This window comes from Nostoc sp. C057, from assembly GCF_013393925.1.
Classification (GTDB): domain Bacteria; phylum Cyanobacteriota; class Cyanobacteriia; order Cyanobacteriales; family Nostocaceae; genus Nostoc; species Nostoc muscorum_A.
This window is the reverse complement of the sequence record NZ_CP040281.1, coordinates 25,707-47,211: the sequence shown is the minus strand read 5'-3', so window position 1 is coordinate 47,211 and position 21,505 is coordinate 25,707. Positions and strand designations below refer to the sequence as shown.

Genomic DNA, 21,505 nt, shown 5'->3' with positions numbered 1-21,505 from the left:
ATGACTATAAAACAGTCTTTCACAGCAGACGATATTCAAGTATTTTTGGTATCTAACTTAGCTAAGTTGCTAGGAGTCGCAACTGATGAAATAGATGTCACAGAACATTTAGAAAACTATGGGTTGGATTCAGCCCAAGCAATGATTCTAGTAAGTAACTTAGAAAAATTACTAGGATTCCAACCCTCTCCATTGCTGCTGTGGCATTACCCAAATATTGAGGCTCTTTCACAGCGTTTAGCTGAAGAAGTGCAAGAAGGTTCACCAGTTCAAGATACAAAGGTAGTAGCCTCCAATGCCAATGCTGCACCCACTGTTCTAGATTTAGGTGCTGAGGCTGTTCTTGACCCCACCATCCATCCTGGTGCTGCATCTAATGTAGCTATAGGTGAACCCAAGAACATCTTTTTAACTGGAGGAACAGGCTTTTTAGGAGCCTTTATCATCCGGGAATTGCTACAAGAAACTAATGCGGATATCTATTGCTTAGTGCGTGCTGCTAATGCTGAAGAAGGCAAAAGCAAACTCCAAAAAAATCTAGAGCAGTATGCAATTTGGCAAGAAGAATTTAACTCCAGAATTATTCCGATTATCGGCGATTTATCTCAGCCTTTGTTAGGTATTGGTTCGGAACAGTTTCAAATTTTAGCTGCCAATATTGATACTATTTATCATAGTGCTGCTTTGTTGAATTATGTTTTCCCATACTCTGCACTGAAAGCAGCCAATGTTTTAGGTACTCAAGAAGTTTTGAGATTGGCTTGTCAAGTTAAAGTCAAGCCTGTACATTACGTTTCTAGTGTTGCTGTTTTTGAATCTACTGCTTATGCTGGCAAGGTTGTCAAAGAGCAGGATGAATTCAATCATTGGGAAGGCATTTATCTTGGTTACTCACAAACTAAATGGGTAGCTGAAAAGTTAGTTAAAATTGCTCGTGACCGTGGGCTTCCTGTAACTATCCACAGACCACCACTGATTTCAGGTGATAGCAAGACAGGCATTTGTAACACACATGACTTTATTAACTTGATGACCAAGGGCTGTCTACAAATGGGATATTTCCCTGATGTAGATTATATGTTGGATATGTCACCTGTGGACTATGTAAGTAAAGCGATCGTTTATCTATCACGCCAAAAAGAATCCATAGGTAAGGCTTTCAATTTACAACATCCCCAACCCGCAGCTTTGAAAATGCTAGTTGAGTGGATACGCTCTTTTGGTTATTCAGTTGAAATGATTCCCTATGAAAAATGGCAATCTGAGTTAATCAATAATGTGACTTCTGCTGACAACCCTTTGTACACTCTGCGACCCTTTTTACTGGAACGTTGGTCTGATGAACAACTGACTATTCCTGATTTGTACTTGCAAGCGAGAAGACCCCATATTAGCTGCCAAGATACTCTCCATGCATTGGCAGGTAGTTCTATTGCTTGTCCTCCAATTGACTCTCAATTGTTCATGACTTATACCGCCTACTTGATTCAAAGCGGCTTCTTAAATATCGCTTAGTAATTCACAACTTACGTAGGATATGTTAGGAACGTAACGCACCATCCTGGATACTTTCGGTGCGTTACGAACCTAAAAAATAAGTTTATTTAGTCCAAGCTTTTTAAAACTCAGTACTACTAAATAGCCAATATTTCAGATGCCAGCAACAACTAATACACTAACAGCGGCAATATAATTGCCCTGTTTTTTTATGCTCAATCATGTAAATTTTTAGTATTCAACCCTTGACAGAAGCAATTGAGGATAGAATGGTTAATGTCGGGCATAAAAGGTTGATTTTACCCGCTGGCTTTTGTGAGTGATCAAAAACCAAATGCTAGCAGTCTGAAATAACCGAACTCCTTTAAGGCCTAACTTCTTCGATGCATAAGTCCTAAATTTACGTTTGGACTGCTACATCTATCCAATGCATCACATAAGCATTTGAAAGGGTAATAACTCAAGATATTTATTGTAGGTTGAGATATTACGCGTACTTAATTGTAGAACAAGAACCACTGTAAATGCAACGCAGCTTCATCAAGTTGAATTCACCAACATTCTTACATGAACAAAACACATCAAAAACAGAGCAAACAAACTGCTCTTATTACTGGCGCAGCCGGTGGAATTGGCTACGAATTAGCGTGTATTTTTGCTGCTCATAATTACAATCTGGTCTTAGTAGACAGAAATGGGCCAAGGCTAGTAGAAATTGCAGCTAAATTCCAAGAAAAATTTGGAATTTTTGTCAAAACTATTGTTAAGGATTTATCTATATCAACTGCTCCTGAAGAAATTTTCACGGAGTTGCAAAAAGCCGATATTAATGTTGATGTGCTGGTAAATAATGCTGGATTTGGTATCTATGGATTATTTCATGAAACAGACTTAGCTACTGAACTGGAAATGCTACAGGTAAATTTGGTGTGTCTCACCCATTTAACTAAGCTATTCCTGAAGCACATGGTCAAGCAAGGTGAAGGTAAGATATTAAACGTCTCCTCGGCTGCGGCGTTTCAACCAGGGCCTTTGATGGCGGTTTATTTTGCTACTAAAGCCTATATCTTATCGTTTTCAGAAGCGATCGCTAATGAGTTAGAAGGTACTGGTGTCACTGTGACAGTTCTTTGCCCAGGCTCAACCGCATCTGCCTTTCATGAGAGAACCGGAATGGCTGACTCTAAGTTGCTCAAGGGTAAGAGAATGATGGATGCACGAACAGTAGCTGAAGTTGGTTTTCGTGCCTTAATGAAGGGTCAAACCATTGTCATTCCTGGTTTACTCAATGCAATACTTGCAAAAAGCGTCAGATTTGTACCTAGAAACCTGGTGACAAAAATTGTGCGAAATATGCAGGAAGATAAGTAAGCAGGTTGTCATTTGTCATTTGTCATTGGTCATTTGTCTGCAATATCTCTCTTGTTTCAGCCAAGAGATGAGCTTAATCAACATCAATACTGCCAACACTTTAAGTTCCAGCCAAAATTCTCTACAGCAACGGCAGCAACATAATTGTTTGCAGGTACTAGTTCAAAAAGACTCCAGTCTTCTAATATCTGTAACTTGGCTGGTTCTGTAGGAGTCAACGACACTTCAACTTGTTCTAACTGGGATAGTCCGTCTCCAGTTGCTTTTAGATAAGCTTCCTTACAAGTCCAGTAACGGAAAAATACTTCTTGCTGTTGATTGGGAGATAGCGATCGCAACATCTCATATTCTCTCGGTAAAAAGAACCGTTTGGCAAGAGCTTCAATATCAGACATCGGGCGAATATATTCTAGGTCTACACCAATTGGGCGAGTACAATTCACCGCACACAAACCCAACCCTTGGGAATGAGACAAATTAAATGCCAGTCCACTATCGGCAAATGTGTCTGCTAATACTGGTTTGCCACGCTGTTGATAATTAAACTGCACTTGTAAGGGTTGGATACCCAAATAGCGACCTAATATAGTTCGGAGAATACCACGACCAGCAATGAAACGCTGTCTATGTTCCTGAAAATAGAACCGTTCAGCACGAGCCGTTTCGTCACTGGAAAGAGTTGCTGCTAAATTTTGCAGTTGTAGTTCTGGTTGGTCAAGTTCTATACGCCAGACATGAATCTCATCTGGTAACAAAGTTAAATCTGTCGGTGCAGGTAGCCAGAAATGATGAGTAGCGGTCATTGAATCTGATTTGATTTGTTTTGTAACCTTTACCGAAGTTTAGCTTTACTAGTCTTTATTTTATCCTGAAGATATATTTTAAGTTTTCCACAACCAGTAGTGTGATCGCTAGTCTTAATGGTTGAATAATTAGTTGAAAATATTAAGTAACGTATAAAAATTGATTAAATTTAACTTAGATTATGGAAAAAATCTTACTTTTTGTGGAAAAATCTGTGGAAAACTTGATATTTTCCTGATAAAACTTAATTAAGTATAATTACTTTGTGAAAAAGTACCCATGTTTTTCCACAAGTTTTCCACAGGTAGTTAACTTACCTAAAAGGAGAGAGGTTAAAGTCTATTGCATCTATTAAGATGCGTAGCGGCTTCCCGGAGGGTACGAAAACCGCTATATGAACCCTATTGGATTTTAGCTAACTGATGATCGCAGCCGATGCCCCATTCATAAGATCCATTTACAGAAGAAAGCTTAACAGAATCGGCTGCTAAAGGATTGGTGAGTTTGGAATTTTACCCTTAAATAACTTCATCAGCGATCGCCTATAAACGATAAGGATGTTACCATATCCTTCACCAGCTGAATCTCACTTATGAAATTAGTTTGCTCCCAAAGCGATCTCAGTACAAATCTCTCACTCGTTAGTCGTGCAGTACCTTCACGACCAACTCATCCAGTACTTGCCAATGTGCTGTTACAAGCGGATGCTGAAACTAACCAAGTAAGCTTAACAGCCTTCGATCTCAGCTTGGGAATCCGCACCAGCTTTAACGCAGAGGTATGGCAAGGTGGTGCGATCGCACTTCCTGCTAAGTTACTTGTAGATATCACCTCTCGTCTTCCAGAAGGTGAAATCACTTTAGACGATGAATCAGCCCTCACAGGTGCAACATCCGGTGGAGAAGGTTTAATAGTTACACTCACACCCAAAAGTGGACATTATCAAGTCCGAGCAATGGGACCGGAAGAATTTCCTGAACTACCTGTAATTGAAAATACAGAAGTAATTTATCTCACCACCGCCGCATTAGTTGAGGGATTACGGGGTTCATTATTTGCTACCAGTGGTGATGAAACTAAACAAGTACTCACGGGAGTACATTTAACAGTTAAACAAGATACCCTAGAATTTGCAGCTACCGACGGACATCGCCTAGCAGTGGTAGAAACTAGCAACGAGCGTCCTCTAGGGGGAACTAGTCAATTAGAGGTTACAGTACCAGCGAGAGCATTACGCGAACTTCAACGGATGCTAGCTCATAGCGCCTCATCAGATGAACCTGTAGCTTTATATTTCGATCAAGGTCAAGTTGTATTTGCATGGCAAAATCAACGCTTGACTAGTCGCACATTAGAAGGGCAATATCCTGCTTATCGACAATTGATTCCGCGTCAATTTGAACGACAAGTGACAATTGAACGGCGACAATTTGTCAGCACTTTGGAACGAATTGCCGTGCTAGCTGATCAAAAAAATAATATTGTCAAACTTACTATTGATAGCGAAGCTCAAGAAATTACCTTATCTTGCGAAGCTCAAGATGTGGGTAGTGGTAGAGAGTCAATGCCAGCGCAGATATCTGGAGAAAACATTGAAATTGCTTTTAATATTAAATATTTGATGGAAGGCTTGAAAGAGTTGCCATCTACCGAAATTCAAATGCACCTAAATCAAAGCCTGACTCCAGTTATTTTTACACCATTGGGTGGTTTGAAAATGACCTATTTAGCTATGCCTGTGCAACTGAGAAGTTGAAGGAGGCAGAAGGCAGGGAGTAGGGGGCAGGGGAAAAGAACAGATTCAAACGTCTTTCTCTTTATTGAGATGTTGTTTAGAAAATGTTATATAACACCCTAAAAGTTGTTGAGCAAATAATTAAATTTAGGACTTTCGTTGTAGGGACAATTCATGAATTGCTCCTACGACAGATATAGTTCAAATACATGAAAACTGCTGTAAAAGGATCTGAAGATAAATAAAGACGGGTTGCAGCCCGTCTAAAAAATAGCTTGAAAGTGCAAATACACCTTGTATAGTTATTAAAAATAACACAGTTAATTTGTTCAGAGTTGCCAATTTGCCAAGTGGCTTTCCATATTTGCGGGCTGTCCTTGCTCCCTGCCCCCTGCCCCCTGCCCCCTCCTCCCTCCCCCTGCCTCGTTCAAATGAAGTTAAGGCAGATGCCCACCCTACAAGAATCATTCCTTAATTCAGCAAAACCCGCAGTCTTGGAGTCCTCCCTAGTATAAAAGTAGTAATAATTGCCCTTAAAAAATATTGTTTCGTCTAAATCAGTCATAGTAGAATTTACAGCTACTGCATACAAAAGCTTCTCTAAGTGTTTTACCAGAGCGGCGAAGTTGTATTTGAACTTAACCAGCAGCTAAGATCAAGGTTTATAAGCATCAAATATGAACGTTTTACTTCTATACCCCCTTTTTCCAAAAAGCTTTTGGTCTTTTGAAAAAACACTGGCTTTATTAGACCGTAAAGCAATGCTACCGCCTTTAGGTTTGGTAACTGTAGCCGCGATATTACCTCAAGAATGGGAGTATAAGCTAGTAGATCGAAATGTTCGTGCCTGTACGGAAGCAGAGTGGGCTTGGGCCGATTTGGTTATTATGTCGGCGATGATTGTGCAAAAAGAAGACTTGCTCTGTCAGATATTAGAAGCAAAACGGAGAGGTAAACGGGTAGCTGTGGGTGGGCCTTTCCCGACAGCGTTACCAGATGAAATGACATCTGCCGGAGTGGATTATTTGATATTGGACGAAGGGGAAATTACCCTACCCTTATTTGTAGCAGCGATCGCACGGGGCGATCGCACAGGTATCTTTCGCTCTGGCGGTGAAAAACCAGATGTTACCAACACTCCCACCCCTCGCTTTGACTTGTTAGAGTTTGAAGCTTATGCGGAAATGTCGGTGCAATTTTCCCGTGGATGTCCCTTCCAGTGTGAATTTTGCGACATTATTGTGCTATATGGTCGCAAACCCCGCACCAAAAACCCAGAACAACTATTAGCAGAACTTGATTATCTCTACAAACTGGGTTGGCGGCGCAGTATTTTTATGGTGGATGACAACTTCATTGGTAATAAGCGGAATGTCAAATTATTTTTGAAGTCTCTTCTGCCCTGGATGGTAGAACATAACTATCCCTTTTCTTTTGCGACAGAGGCTTCAGTTGATTTAGCCCAAGATCAAGAACTGATGGACTTGATGGTAGCGTGTAATTTTGGAGCGGTTTTTCTAGGAATTGAAACCCCCGACGAAGAAAGTCTAACTTTCACTCAGAAATACCAAAATACCAGAGACTCGCTCAGTGAAGCGGTAAATAGAATTACCCGCTCAGGGTTGCGAGTTATGGCAGGCTTTATCATTGGGTTTGATGGCGAAAAAGTAGGAGCCGGCGCACGGATTGTCAAGTTTGTTGAGCAAACAGCAATACCCACTGCCTTATTCAGTATGCTGCAAGCGCTTCCAGATACAGCCCTCTGGCATAGATTAGAAAAAGAAGGACGACTCCGCAATAAATCAGCCAACATCAACCAAACCACGTTGATGAACTTTGTCCCAACTCGACCGTTAGAAGACATTGCTCGTGAATATGTGCAGGCATTCTGTGATTTGTATGAGCCAGAGCGGTTTTTGGAGCGTACATACAAACACTTCCGGCTTTTGGGCGAAGCAACCTATCCGAAAAAGGGCAAAGCTGCTAAAAAACCATTGAACTGGAAAGTACTCCGAGCGTTTCTAATCATTTGCTGGCGGCAGGGTGTACGTCGTCAGACGCGCTGGCAATTCTGGCGCAACTTGTGGAGTATGTATCAGCATAATCCAGGTGGGGTGAGTAGCTACTTAGCCGTTTGTGCCCAAATTGAGCATTTCTTGGAGTATCGCCAAATTGTCCGGGATGAAATTGAAGCTCAAGTGACTGAATTTCTGGAAGCAGAAGCTAGGGTAAAACCTGAAGCGCAAGTGATGGTTAATTCCTAGTAGTCTGCCAACCCAAAAATGCTGCGTGATGTCTGGGTAAAGGGGAAGGGGTAAGGGGTAAGGGATTTGAAACCTTTCCCCCTTCCCCTTTACCCTTTACCCCGCCAAGTTCACTTGGCTAACTACTAGTGAATTAAATTTACAAGACCTTGCAATGGTAAAAGGGGTTGGGGATTGGGAAGAGCGTGGAAAAATGATGTTTGGGGCTTTAACCCGTCCTAAATACCCAGTTCCCATTCCCCTGCATTAAAAACACTACGCTTTTACGCAAAAAGGATATAAGCCAATACGGTTCAGTTAAGGCTAAAACTCTTTGTCAAAGTCAATTTTTTTAACGAACCACAGAGGCGCAGAGGGCACTGAGAGAAGAAAGAAATGCTTAACTGAACTGTATTGGGATATAAGCACCTAAATTTAATTTTTAATTTTTAATTCGGAGCAAAGCGACGTGACCATGCTACCCGATAATTTGGAGATTAATGAAGCGATCGCAGTACAATTTGCTCAATTAGTGCTGGATTGTATCGAGCGAGAGTATCCTAACAGTATTCTGCGTTGGGCTGAGAGCGACGAGGATATCAAACCACCGCGTCAATTAACTCCTGCTTTTTATGGCTGCTTAGATTGGCATTCAGCCGTACATGGTCACTGGTTGCTGGTACGTCTTATGCGTCACTTCCCCGAAGCCTCTTTCAATGCAGCATCAAAACAAGCACTTGGGCAAAGCCTAACGCCTGAGAAAATTCAAGGAGAAATTGCCCATTTTCAACGGCGACCCTTTTTTGAATTTCCTTACGGTGTGGCCTGGTTTCTGCAACTGGCTGCGGAACTTCACGAGTGGAATCATGCTCAAGCAAAAGAATGGCGGGTTGTATTGGAACCGCTAGAAAAGTTGATTGCTGATAACCTACAGCGCTGGATTAACGAACTGAAACTGCCAAATCGCACAGGGGTGCATAGCCAAACAGCCTTTGCACTTGGTTTGATGCTAGATTGGGCAAGGATTACCGAAAATACTGATTTTACTCAGTTATTGGAGAATAAAGCACGGCAATTTTATCTTAGCGATCGCAACTACTCGTTACAATTTGAACCACTTGGCTACGATTTTCTCTCTCCTGGACTTGCTGAAGCAGACCTGATGCGGCGAATTCTGCCAACAACAGATTTCACCGACTGGCTCACCAATTTTCTGCCACAAATACCCATTGATAATTCAGTAAATTGGTTAGAACCAGCCAGAGTGGATAATCCTCAAGATTATATGCAAGCCCATTTCTACGGTCTTAATCTCAGTCGTGCTTGGATGCTTGAGGGTATCATATCTGGATTGGCAAATAGCGATCGCCGCATAGAAACACTCCGCTCTGCTGCTCTTCACCATCGTCAGCATGGACTCACAGATGTTGTAATTGAACATTATGCAGCTAGTCACTGGTTAGGAACTTTTGCTGTTTACCTCCTAACGAATCGTGGGTTGCCCCCCTCATCTGTACAGGAGAGACGCGATGAATCGCGTCTGTACAAAAGTTAGGAGTTATTATTCTCCCATTCCCAATTCCCCATTCCCCTTTCCCCATTCCCCGTTCCCCATTCCCCATTCCCCGTTCCCCATTCCCCAATGCCCCAATCCTTAAAAGATGCCAAGTAAATATGCCTTAGCTTGCTGATACTGTCAGGATCAAAGAGTAAAGAATAAAAGGCAATCTATTTTGACTTTTAACTTTCTCCTTTTGTTCAACTTCCACAACGGGAGGCTTAATCTTGACTAAATTGAAAGTTGGTATCAATGGCTTCGGTCGAATCGGGCGACTCGTGCTTCGCGCTGGCATCGATAATCCCAATATTGAATTTGTGGGCATTAACGACCTAGTACCACCAGATAACCTTGCTTACTTATTAAAGTACGACTCAACCCACGGTCAATTAAAGCAGAAGGTTGAAGCCAAGGAAGACGGTATTCTCATTGATGGGCACTTCATTCCTTGTGTGTCGGTGAGAAATCCAGCAGAGTTACCTTGGGGAAAATCAGGTGCGGATTATGTCGTAGAAGCCACCGGACTTTTCACTGACTACGAAGGAGCCGCAAACCACCTAAAAGCAGGTGCAAAGCGCGTGGTAATTTCTGCTCCCACTAAAGATCCAGATAGAGTTACGACTTTACTTATGGGTGTCAATCATCACCTATTTGACCCCAGCAAGGATATCATTGTCTCCAATGCTAGCTGCACTACAAACTGTCTAGCTCCCATAGCTAAAGTCATCAATGATAACTTTGGGTTAACTGAAGGGTTGATGACCACTGTTCATGCCATGACTGCCACTCAGCCAACTGTAGACGGCCCCAGCAAGAAAGACTGGCGGGGTGGTCGAGGTGCAAGCCAGAATATTATTCCCTCCTCCACAGGCGCAGCTAAAGCTGTAGCACTGGTTTTACCAGAATTGAAGGGTAGATTGACTGGTATGGCATTACGAGTTCCGACTCCCGATGTCTCTGTAGTTGATTTAACTTTCAAAACTGCCAAAGCCACTAGTTACAAAGAAATCTGTGCTGCTATGAAAGAGGCTGCCGCAGGTTCGCTAGCGGGTATTTTAGGATACACAGATGAAGAAGTAGTTTCTACAGATTTTCAAGGCGATACCCATTCTAGTATCTTCGACGCAGGTGCTGGAATTGAGTTGAATTCTAACTTCTTCAAGGTAATTGCCTGGTATGACAACGAGTGGGGCTACTCGAATCGCGTGATTGACCTGATGTTGTCTATGTCACAAAAGGAAAAACTCGCCTCTACAGTTGCTGTAGTTTAATTGGTCATTTGTCATTGGTCATTGGTCATTGGTGATTAACTTTTGACTTTTGACCCTTGACTTTGGGGATTTGGGTCAAGTGGTAAATACACTTAAAACAAAACGCGATCTAGTATCTTTATTTAGCAAACCAGTGATATGAAGCACATGTGAATTTGGATGTGAAGTCTCTTAATTACGAATTACGAATTACGAATTACGAATTGGTATAAACCATCCAAATTTGCAGGTTACTCCTCAACCCCTAATCCCTATGCGTCGAACCAAAATCATTTGTACTGTTGGGCCCGCTACATCTGCACCCGAAAATCTGCGAGGCTTGGTAGAAGCTGGAATGAATGTGGCACGGTTGAATTTTTCCCACGGGGCTTACGAATTCCATGCTCAAACTGCTCACTATCTCAGACAAATTAGTAATGAGCAGCAAAAACCGATCGCAATTATGCAAGACCTGTGTGGCCCCAAGATTCGTTTGGGAACTTTACCACCGGAAGGGTTAAATTTAGAAGCTGGTACTGAAGTCACCTTTGTATTGCAAGAAAAGGGTGAGAGCATTGAGGAAATACCTCTACCATTACCGACTTTGTTCGCAATGGTGCGACCAGGTGAACCGATTTTAATTAATGATGGTCGCGTCAAATTGATTGTTACCGATCGCGATGCCGATCGCATTCGCGCCCAAGTGAAAACTGGCGGGTTAATTTCCACACATAAAGGAGTAAATCTACCACAAACTCCTTTACCTGTTAGTTCCATCACCGAAAAAGACTTACTGGATCTACGCTTTGGGATTCAGTTGGGTGTAGATTGGGTAGCGGTGTCCTTTGTCCAATCGCCACAAGACTTAGAACCCGCCAAGCGCATGATTGAAGCGGCTGGTGCTTCCATTCGCTTAATTGCCAAAATCGAAAGAGCAGAAGCACTAGAAAACTTTGATTCCATTCTGAAAGTTGCCGACGCAATTATGATTGCCCGTGGCGATTTAGGAGTGGAAGTGCCAATTCACGAAGTACCCCTCATTCAAAAAGATATTATTCGCCGTTGCAATCGTGCTGGCAAACCGGTGATTACAGCCACCCAAATGCTAGAGTCGATGATTAGCGCCCCCGACCCCACCCGCGCCGAAGCAACTGATGTTGCTAACTCCATCTTAGATGGTACGGATGCGGTAATGCTTTCTGGTGAAACAGCTGTTGGACAATATCCCATCGCCGCCGTCCAGATGATGCACAATATCGCCGTGCGGACAGAACAGGCTCTAGATGAGGGTAGCAAACATGCTTGGTGTCATGAGGCAGGTAGTCTTAGCGTTACCGAATCTGTAGCAGAATCAGTCTGTCGCATCGCTTATGAAACAGGCTCACGGGCTATTCTTTGTAACACTTCCTCTGGAAATACAGCGAGAATGGTGTCTAAATATCGGCCGACTTCTCCCATTATTGCCCTCACCTCCGACATCACCGCTTATCGCCAACTAGCGCTTTCTTGGGGTGTGGAAGCTTTGCTGATCCCACCAGTTCACCATGCTGAAGAGATGTTTACCAATGTGGTGAACACAGTTGTAGATATGGGTCTAGCGAATAAGGGCGATAAAGTAGTGATTACCTCTGGCGTTCCAATTGGTAAATCGGGCACAACTAGTTTAATCAAAGTGCATTCCATTGGACAGCCAATATCGGCATAAGCCACTTAGAATAGGGCTGTGGCTCAAGATAGTAAGCAAAATTGGGCAATGATTCCGAAAAATTGCCAGAATCAGAATTGAAGGAACTAAGGACTGGGGACTGGTGACTGGGAAGATAAGGAAGAGAATAATAACTCTTGTACAGACGCGATTAATCGCGTTTCTACTCCTAACTCAGCACTCAGCACTCGCTAGGGAATAAGTAAATCCTAAACAAACATCACGGAGTCTTTTATGTCTAAGAATTTACTAGAACAATTGCGAGAAGTGACTGTTGTGGTCGCGGATACGGGGGATATCCAGGCAATTGAAAAGTTCAAACCCCAAGATGCCACCACCAATCCTTCTCTGATTACTGCTGCGGCGCAAATGCCAGAATATCAGGGAATTGTCGATCAAACTTTACTGCAAGCGAAGAAAGATGCTGGAGACGGAGCCACCCAAGCACAGATAGTTTCTCTAGCTTTTGACCGTTTAGCAGTTGCTTTTGGATTAAAGATTTTACAAATTATTCCCGGTCGTGTGTCTACAGAAGTAGATGCTCGCTTGTCCTACGATACTGAAGCTACTCTGACTAAAGCACGGGATTTAATTGCCCAGTATAAAGCTGCTGGAATTGGCCGCGATCGCGTTTTAATTAAAATTGCCACCACTTGGGAAGGCATTCGCGCAGCGGAAATTCTTGAAAAAGAAGGTATTCACTGTAACCTTACCTTGTTGTTTGGTCTTCACCAAGCGATCGCCTGTGCAGAAGCCGGCGTTACCCTAATTTCTCCTTTCGTCGGTCGGATTCTCGACTGGTACAAAAAAGATACCGGACGCGATAGCTACCCAGCAACCGAAGATCCTGGAGTTTTGTCCGTCACCAAAATCTACAACTACTACAAGAAATTTGGCTATAAAACCGAAGTTATGGGAGCTAGCTTCCGTAATCTTGGTGAAATTACTGAACTTGCAGGTAGTGATTTGCTGACCATTTCTCCATCACTTTTGGCTGAATTGCAGTCAACTGTTGCAGAACTGCCACGTAAACTTGACCCCGCCAAGGCAGCAAGTTTGTCAATCGAAAAGATATCCATTGACAAAGCTAGCTATGACAAAATGCACGCTGCTGACCGCATGGCAACTGACAAACTAGACGAGGGCATCAAAGGTTTTACCAAGGCATTAGAAGACCTTGAAAAACTTTTGGCAGACCGACTAGTTCGCCTTGAAGGAGAGGTAGTAGCAAGTCATTAAAAGATAACCATAGTTAATGGTTAGTGGTTGGTGATTAAACCACTAACCATTAGTTAGTTGTATCAGCTTTGGCTTAATAACGACTTCGGATAATGCCATATCGTCCGTAGGGCTGCCGTCGTTGGATAATCTGCCTTTGTCTTAACTGATCCCGTCGTCGGATATTTTGGTATCGTCCGAAAGGCTGCCGTCGTCGGATATTTTGGTATCGTCCATAGGGCTGCCGTTGTCGGATAATCTGCCGTCTTCGGATCATTCGGTATCGTCCTGGCCGCCGTTGAGCAATTAAAAGCTCTCCAGTTTTATCTCCAACTAGATTAGCTTCTGGTGCGGCGCTCTGTTCATTGCGAGCATTATTTAAAGAAATATCTTTTGCTTCAGCTAATGAGGGCGGATACACAAAGGCACATAGCAATAGCGCTATTGAGGATAACTTCCTAAGACCTTTCATGTTTTTGCTTCAACTAGACTTTGGTAATAACTTTATTAAAACACCTGAAAGTCTACAAATTACCCCTTATACACTTTTTTTAAACTTAAATTTGGTATGAAATCCTGTATTTAAATTTCAATCTTATGGAGAATTGCAAATTATATCAACCTGTGTAATAAAGAAGTAATCGTCTAGCAAAATATAATTTTTTCCAATAGACAAAATGGAGAATTACCTAACATTGTGTGTCACTTTAAGAAAGCTTTGCTACATTGCAATAAAGTTCAGTTAGAGGCGATTTATAAATTAAAAATACAATTATTGTAGTGGCATGGTAAGACTAAAATAGTGCATTAGACGTAGGTTGGGTGAAGCGGAGCGCAACCCAACATAAGCTAAAAAACATCTAATTTGCATAATCGAATTAAATATAACTCTTGTAGGGTGGGCATCCTGCCCGCCCAGTATATGTAATTTAAATGTGGAACAGCTTATCTCAGAATGTTGGGTTACGCAAAGCCTACACCCAACCTACATTTTTTTTACAACTCTTTTAATTATACAAATCGAAAAATAAACGGGTAGCGGTAAGACACATTTGGCTGGTTCAGAACATTGATAATGGCAATAATTGGCATAATAAAACTGACTACACCCAAAGCAATCAATAACAAAATACCAATTCCCACAACAGTCAGCAATGCAAAGATAAGTGCATAAATATAAAGATTTATATGAAAATTGAGTGATTCTTTGGCATTGCTTTTGATAATCGGGTCATTACTAATTAACAAAATTGCAATCGGTATGCCAATGGAGATAATCGTAGAGCTAAAAAATATTGCTCCGTGGCTTAGGGCGGATAAAAGCTTGCGTTGCTGAATGTCTTCCATGCCACAATTCCTCTTTTAGAGACTCAAATGGTAACTATTACTCGTGGATGTCACTGTAGTTACGATCTGATATTAGCGTTAGTTAACCACTCTCTGCACAAACCACCCTAAGACACTCAATCCCAGCAACAAAGGTGTTAACCAATCACCCCAACGCACATATAAAGTTTGTGTCTGTCGCCGATAAATTGTTTCAGCATGAGTTTCGTAAGTATTATATCCAGACATCCACAAGGTTCTACCGTGAGGATCTACAAAAGCTGAATATCCGGTATTAGTTGCCCGTGCTGACCAGCGATCGGTTTCAATTGCCCGCATGATATCCTGTGCATGGTGCTGGAATGGCATGGATGCAGTGTAATGGGCATCATTAGAAGAACTGAGGATAAATTGCCCACCCGCCGCAGCTTGACGGCGAAATTGTTCAGGAAAAGCGGATTCATAACATATACTAGCGATCGCACGACCAAAAGGAGTGTCAAATATCTGATTTGCTGAACCAGGAACTTGGTGTGCCTCCAAAGGCGACAAGCGTTGAATTAACCCGCCGAAAATTCCTTCAAAGGGAATATATTCTCCCAAAGGTACGAGTTTGGACTTATCGTAGCGGCTGACAATTTCACCCTTACTGTTGAAAGTAAACAAGCTAATTGTATAACTGTCTCCTCGTTCGCCAAAAGCCCCAATCCAAGCAACTACACCTTTTTCTTTCACAGCTGCGACTAAGGCAGTTCCCAACAAGTTACGCTGGAAAATAGGTAAGGCTCCTTCTGGGGTGAGGACTGCATCTACACCTTGGTCTGCTAAAGTTAAATACCCATTAGTGTAATTTTCTTGGGCGCGACGAAACCCTTCGGAACTTCGTAAAAGTCGGTTCGGAATATTACCTTGAACAATCCCCACTTTCAAGGCTGCTTCTGGGGGTTGGGCGATGGGACGACTGTATAGGAAAAAACCGATGAGGTGTAAGGTAATTAATAATCCTGTGGCGGAAACTAAGTATTTATTAACGAACCGCAGAGGCGCAGAGAACACGGAGGAAATTTTCTCTGTGCCCTCTGTGCCTCTGCGGTTTATCCATCCTTCCGCAATTAACCCATTTACAGCAACTATTGCTGCTGTCACAGTATTAGGCCCAGAGAGTTGACCCAGATGTACAATTACGAGATTCTGCGGACTTTGGGTGTAAGCAAGTGAACTCCACCACAGAGGGCCAGCACTCCATAGACTTTCTAAGCCGCACCAGACGGCTGTACCAATAAGTATACGTAACCACGGTTTTTTTCCACCCAGGCGAACCATTACAGCCGCCCAAATAGTAAGGAATACCCCACCCAAGACACTGATAAATCCCCAACAAAAAATCGTAATTGCCAAGCTTGGCAACCAAGGAACGCCCAACCATGTCATCGGATGAATTCCGGTAATCCAGAATAGGGCGACACCGTGAAAACCAATACCCCAGAGGAAAGCCGGAGGGAATTGGTTTTTATCTTTGGCTGAAGTTATAACTAGCACCCATAAAGGAACTATGGCAATCCAAGCCAGGAACCATGCACCTACTGGGGCTACGGTTAGCCCCATTAAAATGCCGCTAGCTAAGGCAATTAAATAAGGGAGTAAGGTGGTTAACCTCTCCCCCTGCTTTTTATTCTGCTTCTTCTGCATCGGCAGCATCAGGTGGAACTATTGCTACTCCGGTAATAGCGTCATCTTCATCTAAACGCTGTACTCTGACTCCAGTTGCCGATCGCGATTGGATAGAAATCGCATTTACCGCTTGACGGATGATAATACCACGATTTGTCACCATCATGATTTCATCATCATCATTGTTGACAATGCGTAGGGTTGCCAACTTGTCTTTGGTTTTGCGGTTTTTGAACTTGGTTGCCATTAAACCCTGACCAGCACGATTTTGTAGTCGGAACTGGGCAACGGGTACGCGCTTACCATATCCTCCCATCGTAATTACCAACACCCAAGGGCCAACAATGCCAGTACTAGGCACTTCTGCGGACTCTTCAGTAGTTTCGGTAATTTCGATATCTTCTGTTTCAATTGCTTCGATTGCTTCGGTTGCTTCGATATCTTCAGTTTCGGCTTCTGCTACATCCAAAGTTTCCAGAATTGCTGCGGGCAGAATATCCATACCCACGAGTTCATCTTTATTTTTGAGTTTCATGGCTTTCACCCCACGAGTCGCCCTACTTAAAGGACGCAGTTGTTCGTGGTTGCACCGGAAGTTAATCGCCATCCCATTACGAGAACCAATGATTACACTATCCTCTACTCTCGCACGTCGCACCCAGCGCAGTTGGTCGCCTTCTTCTAAGGAAATGGCAATCAAACCATTGGCGCGAATATGACTAAAGGCTGCCAATTCGGTTTTCTTGATATTGCCGCCCTTAGTGAGCATGACCAGATATTCTTCGCTGCTAAACTCGTCAACAGGTACAATCGAGGTGATTTTTTCCTCTTTGGGAATGGGTAGCATCTGGACAATAGGTGTCCCGCGACTGGTACGCGAACTCGCTGGGATTTGATAGGCTCTCAGGCAATAAACAACACCACGCTCACTAAAGAATAAAATACTGTCGTGATCGCAGCAAGTCAAAAAATGCTCAATGGTATCATCATCTTTCACCTTGGCTGCGGCTTTGCCTCTGGTAGCACGGCTTTGGGCTTCAAAGGTGTTAACTGGCATCCGTTTGATGTAGCCTTGCTCTGTCACCAGAATTATCGCTTTTTCATTGGCAATTAAGTCGCGATCGTCTAATTCTCCTTCCCCTGGTAAAATTACCGTGCGGCGGGGTGTGGCAAAGTTAGTTTTCAGTTGCGCGACTTCGGTTTCGATAATTTCTAGCACTCTCTCCCGGCGTGCCAAAATATCTTGCAAGTCGGTAATTTTTGCTTGTAATTCGTCGTGTTCCAAACGAATTTTGTCTGCTTCTAAGGCAGTTAACCGCCGCAATTGCATCTGCAAAATCGCATCTGCTTGCACTTCCGAGAGTCCGTAAGTTGTGATTAACTCGCCTTTGGCTGTCGGCGCATCGGGAGCATGACGAATCAAGACAATAATTGGATCTAACTGGGATAGGGCAATCAACAATCCTTGCAGGAGATGATCGCGTTCTTCGGCTTTCCGCAGTTCGTAACGGGTGCGTCTGGCAATGGATTCGATGCGGAAATCTAAGAAGACGGTTAGGAACTGCTTGAGGGTGAGTACTTGGGGTTCGCTATTCACCAACGCCAGCATATTCGCCCCAAAGTTGGCTTGCAGTGGCGTTTGTTTGTAGAGGTTGTTTAGAACGACGCGAGGATAAGCATCACGCTTGAGTTCGATGACAACTCGCATCCCGTCGCGATCGCTTTCATCCCGGATATCTGCGATGCCCTCTAGCCGCTTTTCGTTCACCATTTCGGCGATTTTTTCAATTAGCGCCGCTTTATTGGTTTGATAGGGCAATTCGGTGATGATAATTGCTTCTCTATCTGGCCGTCCCCGTTGTTCAACGGTTTCAATGTTAGCGACACCACGCATGGTAATGGAACCACGCCCAGTAGTGTAAGCTTCTCGAATCGCAGATGTCCCCAAAATTTGCGCCCCAGTCGGAAAGTCTGGGCCGTGGACATACTGCATTAATTCGAGATCGGTGATTTCTGGATTGTGGATTACAGCCACCAAAGCATCAATCAATTCGCCCAAATTGTGGGGGGGAATGTTGGTTGCCATACCCACGGCAATCCCAGAGGAACCGTTGAGCAATAATTGGGGAATCCGTGCCGGTAAGACTGTCGGTTCTTGTTGGGAACCGTCGAAGTTATCAGCGAAATCTACGGTTTCATACTCAATATCGTGCAGTAGCCCAGCGCTAGTTAAAGCTTGTAAGCGGCATTCTGTGTACCGCATGGCGGCTGGTGGATCGTTGTCTACCGAACCGAAGTTACCATGTCCGTTAACTAGGGGCGATCGCATGGAAAAATCCTGCGCCATCCGCACCAAGGCATCATATACTGCTGTGTCGCCGTGGGGGTGATATTTACCCAACACTTCCCCCACTACACGGGCGCATTTCTTAAAGGGGCGATCGTGGAGCAGACCTAGCTCGTGCATTGCGTAGAGAATGCGACGATGCACAGGTTTTAGACCATCCCTGGCATCTGGCAACGCCCGACCCACTATCACGCTCATGGCGTATTCCAGATAAGACTGCGACATTTCGGTTCGCAAATCTATCGGGATAATCCTCTCCTGTGAGGTTGTCATAACCTAAAAATCTCCAAAAATCGTAGATTTTAGCTTGTTTACTCAACAAAGCGCAAAATTATTCTAAATTACTCTTGAATAATTGCCATAATTTGATATAATTCTAGCATAATATTGCCCTTTTTTGCCTAGGCAGCTAATCCAAAATCTCTAGTGAAAGAAGATATAATAACTTACATTTGGGAAGCTTTTAGTTATTTAACAAGAGCAGTGAAATAAAAGGTTGATTAGCGCAAATTCGCCTAACTTGAAACATGACAGAGTAAAGTTAAGAAAACAATATAAAATTGGCTTTATCAACTCTTACTTTGATAACCGTTATTTACTATAATTTTTGCTTACTCAGGTCTTAAAAATAAAAGCGTAGTTGATAATTTCTACTTAAAGAAATAGCAAAATTGGAGAAAGGCTACCAAGACGCAATTAAAGGAAGACTTGTAGCAATTCGTATTTATGATCGACAAAATATTTTGACGTAAAGGAGAGGAAATTTTGGCAGCAGTCCGAGTCCGCCAGCATGTGAATCCACTTGCTAACAAGTATCAAACACCAGTAAGTCCCCAAGACTTTGAAAAAATTTATGCAAAGCCAAATCAACCACTACATTTAGATATTGGCTGCGCTAAAGGACAGTTTTTGTTAAATATGGCCCAAATAGAACCCAACTGGAATTATCTAGGCTTAGAAATTCGAGAACCGTTGGTAAAAGAGGCAAATAAGTTACGTTCTCAGTTGGCTTTAACAAATCTGCACTACTTATTTTGCAATGTGAATAACTCATTGCGATCGCTGTTATCTTCACTCCCTCCAGGAAGTTTACAGCGCGTTACAATTCAATTTCCTGATCCTTGGTTTAAAACCCGCCATGCTAAACGCCGTGTAGTGCAACCAGAATTAGTGGCAGAGTTAGCCAGTTATCTAGCGGTTGGTGGCGTTGTGTTTGTGCAATCAGATATGGAATTTATCGCGGTAGAAATGCGCGATCGCTTCGCCGCCCACCCAGCTTATCAGAAAGTTGGAACAGAAGAATGGTTAGCAGAAAATCCGCTACCAGTCCCCACAGAACGGGAAATAGGCACACAAAAAAAGGGTGAACCTGTTTATCGGGCTTTGTTTGTCAGACGAGAAGTTGTGAATGAAGGGTAGTAACAAGTAATTCTTTTGAGGAAACTTTGCTGCATTCCTTAAATGTATATAATTTAACCTTAATTACTTAACTTAAATGCTTAAGCTTCTAGTAAAGGAAGGGTAACGGTAAAGGTTGTACCTACTTCAACTTGACTGTTGACTATAATCTCGCCTCCGTGTGCATCAACACATTTTTTGACGATCGCTAATCCTAAGCCAGTACCTGGAATATTTCCAACATTTTCCGCACGCTGGAAAGGCTGAAATAGCCGTCTTTGGTCTTCTTGAGGAATGCCAATTCCCGAATCTTGAATTCGGAAAATTACTGTTTTTTCTTGACCAATTAATTCAAAACGCACTATACCGCCCGGTAGTGAATACTTAATCGCATTGCTCAGTAAATTGCCTAAAATATGCCGCAGCAAACTTTCATCCCATAATGCCTCGTCTAATTGCCCACAACTGGCAAACACCAAAGTCAGATGCTTATCACTTGCCATTAACCGAACTTCTTCGACCATTTGGCGGCAAAAAGCTTCTAAATCTATACAAATGAGTTCATACCCCAGTCTGCCAGAATCAGCTTTGCCGATGAATGTAACTTCATCCAATAGCTTTGCCATATTTTTGATCGCCGAGCGAATCATTTGCAAATGATTCAGTTTTTTCTCTTTGGTCAATCTTTCATCCTGGTTTTGTAGCAAACCAGCAGCCAAGAGAATAGTATTTAGAGGATTGCGGATGTCATGGGAAAGCATCGAGACAAATTCAGATTTGAACTGGTTGAGTTCATTGGCTTTCACCAGTTCCGCCGTTCGTTCTTCAACCCGATTTTGTAACGTCTCATTGACTGTGCGTAATGATTCTAAAACCTGTTTGCGCTCGATCGCATAACGCAAAGAGCGAACCAACACATCTACATTTACCTGGCGCTTGACTAGATAATCTTGTGCCCCCTGACGTACTGCTTCAATTGCCAGTTCTTCATCATTTGTATTGGTTAGGACAACAATCGGTATACTTGGCGCTTGGCTAATCAGAGAAGGTAGAGATGATAATCCTTGACTGTCAGGTAGAGTTAAATCTAATAAAATAACATCATAGTTACATTGACTGAGTTCCTGAAATGCTTCGCCCAATCGCTTTACATGAACCAAAGTAAACTCTTGGGACTGGGCTTGTGCCAGAAACTCTTGTAACAACCTCGCATAAGCTAGGTTATCTTCAATTAATAAGATTTTTACTGAGTAGCTCACAACCATAATCTTCGGGTTTCACCCCCTATTGCTCCTCTATCTTGTAATTTGTCATTAGTCATTAGTCATTAGTCATTAGTCGTTAGTAATTAGTTATTCTCCCCCTGCCTCCCCTGCTCCCTG

The 21,505-nt window shown here is 42.9% G+C and carries 15 protein-coding genes; 9 read left to right on the top strand and 6 right to left on the bottom strand.

The annotated features are described in order from the left end of the window. Positions 1-1,515: a thioester reductase domain-containing protein gene (locus tag FD724_RS00170; RefSeq protein WP_179071184.1), complete on the top strand. Its 1,515-nt coding sequence runs from the start codon at positions 1-3 to the stop codon at positions 1,513-1,515. Between the two features lie 549 nt (positions 1,516-2,064). Then, positions 2,065-2,868 carry an SDR family oxidoreductase gene (locus FD724_RS00165; protein WP_179071183.1) on the top strand — a complete coding sequence of 268 codons (804 nt, stop codon included), beginning with the start codon at positions 2,065-2,067 and terminating at the stop codon, positions 2,866-2,868. 83 nt (positions 2,869-2,951) lie between these two features. On the opposite strand, the gene hetI is transcribed toward FD724_RS00165, so the two are convergent. Then, complete coding sequence (hetI, locus tag FD724_RS00160) at positions 2,952-3,671, bottom strand: 4'-phosphopantetheinyl transferase HetI (RefSeq protein WP_179071182.1); 720 nt, start codon at positions 3,669-3,671, stop codon at positions 2,952-2,954. 593 nt (positions 3,672-4,264) lie between these two features. On the opposite strand from hetI, the gene dnaN reads away from it, so the two are divergent. The 6 genes from dnaN to FD724_RS00130 all read left to right on the top strand — a co-directional run bounded on the left by dnaN (position 4,265) and on the right by FD724_RS00130 (position 13,402). Beyond that, the gene (gene dnaN / locus FD724_RS00155) at positions 4,265-5,428 is read left to right on the top strand and encodes a DNA polymerase III subunit beta (RefSeq protein ID WP_179071181.1); all 1,164 of its coding nucleotides are present in this window, start codon (positions 4,265-4,267) and stop codon (positions 5,426-5,428) included. Positions 5,429-6,084: 656 nt separating this feature from the next. Further along, positions 6,085-7,671, top strand: a complete 1,587-nt coding sequence (locus FD724_RS00150; RefSeq protein WP_179071180.1) for a B12-binding domain-containing radical SAM protein — start codon at positions 6,085-6,087, stop codon at positions 7,669-7,671. A 454-nt stretch (positions 7,672-8,125) separates the two neighbouring features. Further along, positions 8,126-9,205: a DUF2891 domain-containing protein gene (locus FD724_RS00145; RefSeq protein WP_179075356.1), complete on the top strand. Its 1,080-nt coding sequence runs from the start codon at positions 8,126-8,128 to the stop codon at positions 9,203-9,205. A 230-nt stretch (positions 9,206-9,435) separates the two neighbouring features. After that, entirely contained in the window at positions 9,436-10,479 is a 1,044-nt protein-coding gene (gene gap / locus FD724_RS00140) for a type I glyceraldehyde-3-phosphate dehydrogenase (RefSeq protein WP_114080282.1), read from the top strand. Positions 10,480-10,732: 253 nt separating this feature from the next. After that, the gene (pyk, locus tag FD724_RS00135; protein WP_114080283.1) at positions 10,733-12,163 is read left to right on the top strand and encodes a pyruvate kinase; all 1,431 of its coding nucleotides are present in this window, start codon (positions 10,733-10,735) and stop codon (positions 12,161-12,163) included. Between the two features lie 234 nt (positions 12,164-12,397). Further along, positions 12,398-13,402, top strand: a complete 1,005-nt coding sequence (locus tag FD724_RS00130) for a transaldolase (RefSeq protein WP_114080284.1) — start codon at positions 12,398-12,400, stop codon at positions 13,400-13,402. Positions 13,403-13,475: 73 nt separating this feature from the next. Here the strand turns inward: FD724_RS00130 and FD724_RS00125 are convergent, their stop codons facing one another. From FD724_RS00125 to gyrA, 4 genes are all read right to left on the bottom strand, one after another. Next, on the bottom strand, positions 13,476-13,853 hold the full coding sequence (locus FD724_RS00125; protein WP_179071179.1) for a hypothetical protein: 378 nt from the start codon (positions 13,851-13,853) through the stop codon (positions 13,476-13,478). A 539-nt stretch (positions 13,854-14,392) separates the two neighbouring features. Continuing rightward, a complete protein-coding gene (locus FD724_RS00120; protein ID WP_179071178.1) occupies positions 14,393-14,728 on the bottom strand; it encodes a DUF4870 domain-containing protein in 336 nt (111 codons plus the stop codon). 78 nt (positions 14,729-14,806) lie between these two features. Beyond that, entirely contained in the window at positions 14,807-16,396 is a 1,590-nt protein-coding gene (lnt, locus tag FD724_RS00115) for an apolipoprotein N-acyltransferase (protein ID WP_179071177.1), read from the bottom strand. Next, on the bottom strand, positions 16,377-18,998 hold the full coding sequence (gyrA, locus tag FD724_RS00110) for a DNA topoisomerase (ATP-hydrolyzing) subunit A (protein WP_179071176.1): 2,622 nt from the start codon (positions 18,996-18,998) through the stop codon (positions 16,377-16,379). Before gyrA ends, lnt begins: the two co-directional genes overlap by 20 nt. 492 nt (positions 18,999-19,490) lie before the next feature. On the opposite strand from gyrA, the gene trmB reads away from it, so the two are divergent. Next, positions 19,491-20,144 (top strand): tRNA (guanosine(46)-N7)-methyltransferase TrmB, encoded by a 654-nt coding sequence (gene trmB, locus FD724_RS00105; protein ID WP_179071175.1) that lies wholly within the window; start codon positions 19,491-19,493, stop codon positions 20,142-20,144. An 80-nt stretch (positions 20,145-20,224) separates the two neighbouring features. On the opposite strand, the gene FD724_RS00100 is transcribed toward trmB, so the two are convergent. After that, positions 20,225-21,388: a hybrid sensor histidine kinase/response regulator gene (locus FD724_RS00100; RefSeq protein ID WP_179071174.1), complete on the bottom strand. Its 1,164-nt coding sequence runs from the start codon at positions 21,386-21,388 to the stop codon at positions 20,225-20,227. Between the last annotated feature and the right edge of the window lie 117 nt (positions 21,389-21,505).